Annotated in this window: 7 protein-coding genes and 1 pseudogene; 2 read left to right on the plus strand and 6 right to left on the minus strand. The window is 71.2% G+C overall.

The genetic code is table 11. The features are described from left to right. A partial coding sequence (locus BGM09_RS16065) for an FtsX-like permease family protein (protein ID WP_188282278.1) occupies window positions 1–1,311 on the plus strand: 1,311 nt, incomplete at its 5' end. Then, window positions 1,308–2,387 (plus strand): ABC transporter ATP-binding protein, encoded by a 1,080-nt coding sequence (locus tag BGM09_RS16070; protein ID WP_188282279.1) that lies wholly within the window; start codon window positions 1,308–1,310, stop codon window positions 2,385–2,387. The genes BGM09_RS16065 and BGM09_RS16070, both read left to right, overlap by 4 nt. Before the next feature lie 76 nt (window positions 2,388–2,463). Here BGM09_RS16070 and BGM09_RS16075 read toward each other — a convergent pair whose 3' ends face one another. The 6 genes and pseudogenes from BGM09_RS16075 to BGM09_RS16100 all read right to left on the minus strand — a co-directional run. Beyond that, window positions 2,464–3,147, minus strand: a complete 684-nt coding sequence (locus tag BGM09_RS16075; RefSeq protein WP_188282280.1) for a hypothetical protein — start codon at window positions 3,145–3,147, stop codon at window positions 2,464–2,466. After that, window positions 3,144–3,563, minus strand: a complete 420-nt coding sequence (locus tag BGM09_RS16080; protein WP_188282281.1) for an acyl-CoA thioesterase — start codon at window positions 3,561–3,563, stop codon at window positions 3,144–3,146. The genes BGM09_RS16075 and BGM09_RS16080 overlap by 4 nt, the downstream gene beginning before the upstream one ends. Window positions 3,564–3,579: 16 nt before the next feature. Then, window positions 3,580–5,244: an energy-dependent translational throttle protein EttA gene (ettA, locus tag BGM09_RS16085; RefSeq protein WP_188282282.1), complete on the minus strand. Its 1,665-nt coding sequence runs from the start codon at window positions 5,242–5,244 to the stop codon at window positions 3,580–3,582. A gap of 272 nt (window positions 5,245–5,516) precedes the next feature. Beyond that, window positions 5,517–6,947 carry an LAETG motif-containing sortase-dependent surface protein gene (locus BGM09_RS16090; RefSeq protein ID WP_188282283.1) on the minus strand — a complete coding sequence of 477 codons (1,431 nt, stop codon included), beginning with the start codon at window positions 6,945–6,947 and terminating at the stop codon, window positions 5,517–5,519. A gap of 248 nt (window positions 6,948–7,195) precedes the next feature. Further along, window positions 7,196–7,702: a single-stranded DNA-binding protein gene (ssb, locus tag BGM09_RS16095; RefSeq protein ID WP_188282284.1), complete on the minus strand. Its 507-nt coding sequence runs from the start codon at window positions 7,700–7,702 to the stop codon at window positions 7,196–7,198. 125 nt (window positions 7,703–7,827) lie between these two features. After that, a pseudogene (locus tag BGM09_RS16100) lies at window positions 7,828–8,056 on the minus strand (hypothetical protein); the annotation flags it as partial.

Genomic DNA, 8,056 nt, shown 5'->3' on the forward strand with positions numbered 1-8,056 from the left:
CCCGTGCTGGTCGCCGTCGCGGCGGCGCTGGTGCTGCTGCGCCTGTATCCGCTGCCGCTACGGCTGTTGGCGCGCCCCGCGACCCGGCTGTCCGGCGCGGTCACCCACTTGGGCCTGGCCCGCGCGGGCCGCTCCCCCGCCGCCGGCCAACTGCCGCTGCTGGCCCTGCTGGTGGCCCTGACCGTGGCGTCCTTCGGCGGCTCGGTGCTGGCCGGCATCGACCACGGCAGGGACCGGGCGGCGAGCGCCCTGGTCGGCGCGGACGCGCGGGTCGACTCCCGCTTCGGGCTGCCCCGCCAACTGCCCGACGAGGTACGGAGGAAGGTGCCGGGCGTCGGCCGGGTCGTCACCGCCCGCGTCGAGCCGAACAGCCCGACCGCGCCCTTCGGGCTCTCCTACTCGCTGGTGATCGTCGACCCGGACGCGTACGCGCGACTGACCCACGACATCGGGCTGCCCGCCTTCCCCACGGAGGCGTTCGGGCACGATCCGGGGCGGGGGACACTGCCCGCCGTGCTCAGCCCCGGTCTGGCCTCGCTGCTCGGCGACGGAACAGCCCGGGTGGACGCGGCCGTCGGCGCCGTCACCGTCAGGACCGCGGCCGTCCTGACCAGCACCCCGGCCGCACCCGGCGCCGAATTCGTGATCGTCTCCGCGGCGCAACTGGCCGCCAGACATCCGGACCTGGCCGCGTACAGCCAGTACAGCGGCCCTACGGTGCTGCTGGCGATGAACGCGCCGGGCAGACACATCGACGGCGGGGCGCTGCGCGCGGTCGCGAAGGAGCCCGCGTCCTTCGTGACGGTGCTGATGCGCGGCGAACAGCGGTCCCGGCTGGGCGGCTTCCCCTTGCAGCACGGCGCGCGCTCGATCTATCTGGCGGCGGTCGCGGCGGGCGCCGCCTTCAGCGCGCTGGCCCTGCTGCTGTCGCTGCTCCAGGCCGCGCCGCAACGGGCCACACTGCTGGCCAGGTTGCGCACCATGGGCATGACGCGGCGGCAGTCGCGGCGGCTGGTCCTGCTGGAGACGCTGCCGCAGGCGCTGCTCGCCGCCGTCGGCGGTGTGCTGGTGGGCCTGGCGGTGATCCCGCTGCTCGGACCGGGCGTCGATCTGCGGGCGCTCACCTTCGGCGGCGGCGAACAGGACGTGGAACCGGCCGACTTCGGGCTCGGTCTGCGGGCCGATCCGTGGTCCCTCGCCCTGCCGTCGGCGGGGCTGTTGATACTGGCCTGTGCGGTGCTGCTGATCCAGGTGTGGGTGAGCGGACGGCGGCGGGAGAGCGCGGAGTTGAGAGCGGGGGACCGGGTATGACGGGCGAAGCGGTCGGCGGGGTGAGCGGAGCGGGCACTCCTCCGGTGTCGCCGGTGTCTCCGGTGGCTCCGGTGGCGGGGTCTGGCCCCGCTCCCGCCAGCAGTCTCGCGGATCTGGAGCGGGCGGTCGCCGAGCGGCGGGAGCGGCCCGCGTACGGCAAGGACGCGCTGATCAGTTGCGACCGGCTGGTGCGGATCTTCACCGCGGACGGGGTGGAGGTGCAGGCCCTCCAGGGGCTCGATCTGCTCGTCGGGAAAGGCGAGTTGATGGCCCTGGTCGGCGCGTCGGGCAGTGGGAAGTCCACGCTGCTCAACATCCTGGCCGGGCTCGACGTGCCGACCGCGGGCGCCGCGTCCGTCGGCGGCTACGACCTGCTGGCGATGGACGCCGCGTCGCGGCTGCGGTACCGCAGGGAGGTGGTGGGCTTCGTCTGGCAGCAGACCGGCCGCAATCTGCTGCCGTATCTCACGGCCGCGCAGAACGTCGTCCTGCCGATGCAGCTCGCCGGCCGCACCGGCGGGCCGCGTACGAAGCGGCAGCGCGTCGCGCGGGCCACCGAACTGCTCGGCATGCTGGGCGTCGGCTACTGCCACGACCGGCGCCCCGGCCAGATGTCCGGCGGCGAGCAGCAGCGCGCCGCCATCGCCGTCGCCCTGGCCAACAGCCCCTCCGTCGTCCTCGCCGACGAACCCACCGGCGAACTCGACTCCGCCACCGCCGAACAGGTCTTCGCCTCTTTCCGCACCGCCAACGAGGAGTTGGGCACCACGGTCGTCGTCGTCACCCATGACCACGCCGTCGCCAACGCCGTCCGCCGCACCGTCGCCATCCGCGACGGCCGCACCGCTTCCGAGGTCGTCCGCCACACCGAGGTCGACGAACACGGCCAGGAGTCCGTCGTCGCCCGCGAATACGCCACCGTCGACCGCGCCGGCCGCCTCCAACTCCCCCGCGACTACACCGACTCCCTCGCCATCCGCTCCCGCGTCCTCCTCGAACTCGAACCCGACCACATCTCCCTCTGGCCCGACCCGTCCCACGCCGCCCAGCGCCCCGAGGAGCCCCAGCAGGACTGAACGGTCACCCGCGCGTGCACGCGCGACGACAAGCACCATCCGCTCGGAGGGCGGGCGGGAAAAAGGGGGTCGGCCGCTAGGCCGGGGTGACGGTCAGACCGGAGGCCGGCGCGGCGGCGCGTACGGCCACGGAACCGGGCGCGGTGCGCAACCGCAGCCAGGGCCCGGCGGACAGAAGCACGGCGTCCTCGGCGCCCCGCAGAAACCCGAGGGCATGGGCGGCGTGCACCGCCCGCAGGGGCAGGCCGGTGCCGGGAAGCGGCCGGGCCCACAACTCCTCGGCGAGCGCGTCGAGTCCGGCCCGCGTACGCCCGGCCTCGCCCAACTCCTCCGTACGCGTACGGAATTCCCCGATCACACGGGCGGCAGCCGCCCGCACGGCGTCCCCGTCGACCTCGGTGACCCGCGTCCAGCCGCCGCGCGGCGGCAACAGCCCGGCCCAGGAAGGCCCGGTGACGGACCCGGGCAGCACCAACTCGCCCCCCTCCGGAGGAGGCACGGCGTCGAGGAGCTGCCCGGCCGACACGGTCGCGTCGACCGTCGCCCCGACCCCGCCTTCGGCCAGCGCCGCGGTGCGGACCGCGAGGACGCCCCCGAAGGGCGGGTGCCCGAAGACCCCGAGGGCGGCCTCCCCTTCGGCGGACCTGAGCCGTACGACCGCCGCCTTGTCCCAGCGGATCAGCCGGCCGAGGAAGGCGGCCAGATCGGCCGCCTCCCCCGCTCGCGCCAGCCTCAGCGTCAACCGCGCGGCAGCGGTCATACCGTGACGGCCCCGTCCAGATACCGCTGGAGGAACAGCTTCTCCTCCGCGGTGATCCGCCGCGGCCGTCCGGCGGCGAGGTTGTACGGGACGACGACCGTGGAGGCCCGTACGTACACCGTCTCGCCATCCTTGACCTCGTAGTGGACGGTCAGCGACGCCGCGCTGATGTCCGCGACCCACGTCTCGACGGTGACCGGCTCGTGCCGGTGCACCAGTGGACGCAGATAGTCGATCTCGTGCCGGGCCACGACGGACCCGCCGGTGAACGACACGCTTCCCTCGCCCGGCGCCAGCCGGAACATGAAGTCGATCCGCGCCTCTTCCAGATACCGCAGGAAGACCACGTTGTTGACGTGCCCGAAGGCGTCCATGTCCGCCCAGCGCAGCGGGCAGAGGAAGATGTGCCGTGCCATCACAGATACCGCGCCATCAGCCGCGGGTCAGCTTCTTGTACGTGGCGCGGTGCGGGCGGGTCGCCTCGGAGCCGAGCCGCTCCACCTTGTTCTTCTCGTACGACTCGAAGTTGCCCTCGAACCAGTACCAGCGGCTCTCGCCCTCGTAGGCCAGGATGTGCGTCGCCACCCGGTCGAGGAACCAGCGGTCGTGGGAGATCACGACGGCGGCGCCGGGGAATTCCAGCAGCGCGTTCTCCAGCGACGACAGGGTTTCGACGTCGAGGTCGTTGGTGGGCTCGTCGAGGAGCAGCAGATTGCCGCCCTCCTTGAGAGTGAGCGCCAGGTTGAGGCGGTTGCGCTCACCGCCGGAGAGCACGCCCGCGGGCTTCTGCTGGTCCGGGCCCTTGAAGCCGAAGGCCGAGACATAGGCGCGGGACGGCATTTCGACCTGGCCGACGTTGATGTAGTCCAGCTCGTCGGAGACGACGGCCCACAGCGTCTTCTTGGGGTCGATGTTGGCGCGGCTCTGGTCGACGTACGAGATCTTGACCGTCTCGCCGACCTTGATGGAGCCGGAGTCCGGGGTCTCCAGGCCCTGGATCATCTTGAACAGCGTGGTCTTGCCCGCGCCGTTCGGGCCGATGACGCCGACGATGCCGTTGCGCGGGAGCGTGAACGACAGGTCGTCGATCAGCACCTTGTCGCCGAACGCCTTGGAGAGGTTGTTGACCTCGACCACGATGGAGCCCAGGCGCGGGCCCGGCGGGATCTGGATCTCCTCGAAGTCCAGCTTCCGCACCTTGTCGGCCTCGGCGGCCATTTCCTCGTAACGGGCCAGGCGGGCCTTGGACTTCACCTGACGGCCCTTGGCGTTGGAGCGGACCCACTCCAGCTCTTCCTTGAGGCGCTTGGCGCGCTTGGCGTCCTTCTGCCCCTCGACCTTCAGGCGGGCCGCCTTCTTCTCCAGGTACGTGGAGTAGTTGCCCTCGTAGGGGTGCGCCCGGCCGCGGTCCAGCTCCAGGATCCACTGGGCCACGTTGTCCAGGAAGTACCGGTCGTGGGTGACGGCGACGACGGTGCCGGCGTACTGCGCCAGGTGCTGCTCCAGCCAGTTCACCGACTCGGCGTCCAGGTGGTTGGTGGGCTCGTCGAGCAGCAGCAGGTCGGGCGCTTCGAGCAGGAGCTTGCAGAGCGCGACGCGGCGCTTCTCGCCGCCGGAGAGCGTGGTGACCTGCCAGTCGCCGGGCGGGCAGCCCAGCGCGTCCATGGCCTGTTCGAGCTGCGCGTCCAGGTCCCAGCCGTTGGCGTGGTCGAGCTGCTCCTGGAGCTTGCCCATCTCGTCCAGCAGCGCGTCGGAGTAGTCGGTCGCCATCAGCTCGGCGATCTCGTTGAACCGCGTGAGCTTCGCCATGGTGTCGGCGGCGCCGTCCTGCACGTTCTCCAGGACGGTCTTGGACTCGTCGAGCTGCGGCTCCTGGAGCAGCATCCCCACCGAGAAGCCGGGCGACAGGAACGCGTCACCGTTCGACGGCTGCTCAAGGCCCGCCATGATCTTCAGGACGGTCGACTTACCGGCGCCGTTCGGCCCGACGACGCCGATCTTCGCTCCCGGCAGGAAGCTCAGCGTCACGTCGTCGAGGATCACCTTGTCGCCGTGGGCCTTGCGGGCCTTGCGCATGGTGTAAATGAACTCAGCCAAGAGAAACCGTCCGGCAATCGAGTAGGGCCACAGTGCGGCACCGCCGCGTGAGGGCAGATACACCCCATCTTGCCAGTCGTCCACCCCACGGGGCGAATGGGTACCTCCCCCAACCCCGCCCGACGCCTGGTGCGCCGAACCGTGCCACCGTGCGGCCACCTTCGGACAGCTTTCAGCCCGTCCCCTCCGCCGTCGGACGGGGCGGGTGTGCGAAACGGGTCTCGGCGCACCGTCCGGTGCGCCGAGACCCGTTCAGTGGGGCCGTGGTGCGATCAGGCGGTGGGGGTGTTCTTCTTGCGGCGGAAGAAGAAGGCGGCGGCGGCGCCGAGGACGACGAGGGCGATGGCGATGCCCGCGATCATCGGGGTGGCGCTGCTGCTACCGGTCTCGGCGAGATCGGTGCCGCCCGTGGTGCTGCCGGAGGTGGCCGGGCTGGGGGCGTTGGTGGGGGTGGCCGTCGGGGTGGGGCCGGGGGTGGTGGCGGTCTTGCAGTCCAGGACGCCCTCGAAGGTCTTCACCTGGTCGTTGGGCAGGGTGATGTCGATCTTGTACTTCTGGTCCTCCTGGACGGGGACCGTGACGGTCTGGGACTTGCCGGGCGCGACCGTGTAGCTCTTGCCTTCGAGCTCGAAGGTGAAGTCCTCGTCGCCCTGGTTGGCGGCGGTGACGTCGACCCCGTTCTTGGCGCAGACGACCTGCGCGGACAACGCCGGGATCGGGCCCTTCTTGGCCCAGGACAGGGTCGCCGCCGCGGTGACGGTGGTGCTCTGCGAACCGGCGAGGATCTGCGACTGGCTGGAGGTGTCCGTGGCGGAGAAGGCACGGCCGACGGATATCTCGGTGGTGGCCGCGACGGTCACCGGGGCGGTGCCGTCCGCGGTGCCCGCGGGGACGTCGAAGTAGAGCGCGGTGCCGTTCTTGACCGGACCGCTGATCGCCTTGCCGTCCTTGTCGACGATCTTGACGCCCGCCGGGGCGTCGGGGCCGAGCTTGACGTCGACCGCGTCGGCGGTGGTGTGCACGGTCACCGGGCCGAGCCGGTCGCCGGACTTGCCGGAGACGGCGGGCGGGTCGAGCGTCACCGAGGGCTTGGGCTCCTCGAGGGTCTGCGCGTGGCTGTCCAGGTACTCCGCGAGCGCCTTGGCGTCACTGTCCTTGGCCTGGACGTTCACACCCGGGTCGGACAGGTGCCAGATCGCCACCTGCGTGCCGGCCGCGGCCAGGCCCGGCGTGAGCGGGTGGTCGAGGGTGACCCCGGCGGCCTTGAGGGTGTCCGTGACGCCCGCCACGTCGACCTTGGGGTAGGAGTTGTTGAGGATCCAGGCGATCTTGCCCGCGTCCTTGTTGTCCTTCAGCGTCGAGTTGTCCCAGGTGACCTCGTTGTAGGTCGCCTTGTCGACGGTGTGGTGATTGAAGTCGATGCAGTACGTCTCGATGGTGCCGCCACCGTTCACGGCCATCGAGAAGAGCCCGGCGGTGACGTCGTACGCGTCCTTGGCGCCGGGGTTGACGACGGCCTTGTCGGCCTTGCCCTTCTCGATGCCGCCGAGCACGGCGGTGGCGCCCGTGGCCGACGGCGTCGTGCCGTCGTTCGGGGCGGCGACGGCCGCGCCCGCGCCCGCCATCACGCCCGCCGCGAGCAGGCCCGTGGCAATGCCGGCCGCCGCGAGGCGGGCGGCGCCCCGCCTGTAGGTCTTGAACATGGATTTCCCCTCCGGGCAAGGCGCGTTGGTCGTTCAGAGGATCGCCTTGCCTGCGCAGTTCCGGCCCCCGTGCGTGCTGAACGAGGAGATCCTAGGAACCAGGCGTCACACGCTCACCAAGAGAGTCCCCCCAGCGCCTTTTCGAATCCCAATCGTTATCGGCACAATTGCATGATTCCGTGTTTGTCGATAAGTCATCGACAGAATTCATCCCGGGAAATGCCGCCGAATGCCGATACTCCGGATACTCAGGGCACCGCCGCGGGAACGGGCGGCGCCGAGTCCGGCCGGGCGGCCACCGCCGGCGTCCCGACAGCGTTCCCGGCCACGGTTCCGACCACAGCCGCCGCCGCTCCGGACACGGACACGGGCGCGGCCCCCGCCCCCGTCATGCTCGCCGCGACCCGGCTGAACCGCGAGACACCCCGCGCCAGGTCGTGCCCGACCGCCAGCGCCTCGATCTCCGCGGTCAGATAGCGCCGACCCTCACGCTCCTCCTCACGGATCCTCAACCGCCCCTGGACGACCAAGGGTTCACCGAGCCCGACCGATTCCTTCACATGCCAGGCCAGCGTCCGCCACGCGCACACCGCGTAGAAACTCGTGGCCCCGTCCGTCCACGCGCCGCGCTCGGCGTCCCACCGGCGCGAGGTGGTCGCCAACCGGAAGCGGGTGAAGGGCACACCGGTGGCGGTCTGCCGGGTCTCCGGCTCGGTGGCCACATTCCCCACCACGGTCACAAGCGTCTCGTTCATTTCTCTGCCCTCCCTGCCGATCGCGCCCCCCTCGGAACGCCGTAAGGACATCGTGCAGGAATTCGACCGGGCATGACGAAACCGGCTGGAATCTGTGGATAACCGGCCGGTTGTGGATAACTTCGTCACTCGGAAGAGTGGTCGCCCAGAGAAGAGCGAACGGAATGCGCCGCGTGCGCGGAATGCGCCCCGGCGACCACCGCGTACTGCTCGCGCACCTCGCGGTACCGCATCAGCTCGGCCGACACCGGCTCAAGCACCCGGGCCCTGCCGCAGTCCGCCGCCGCGTCCCGCAGCCGCCGCTCGGCGGCCTGGCCGTACCGCCGGGCGGGCCCGCGGGCCGCGAACCGGCAG

Source organism: Streptomyces sp. CBMA29, assembly GCF_014596445.1.
In the GTDB taxonomy this organism is placed as follows: domain Bacteria; phylum Actinomycetota; class Actinomycetes; order Streptomycetales; family Streptomycetaceae; genus Actinacidiphila.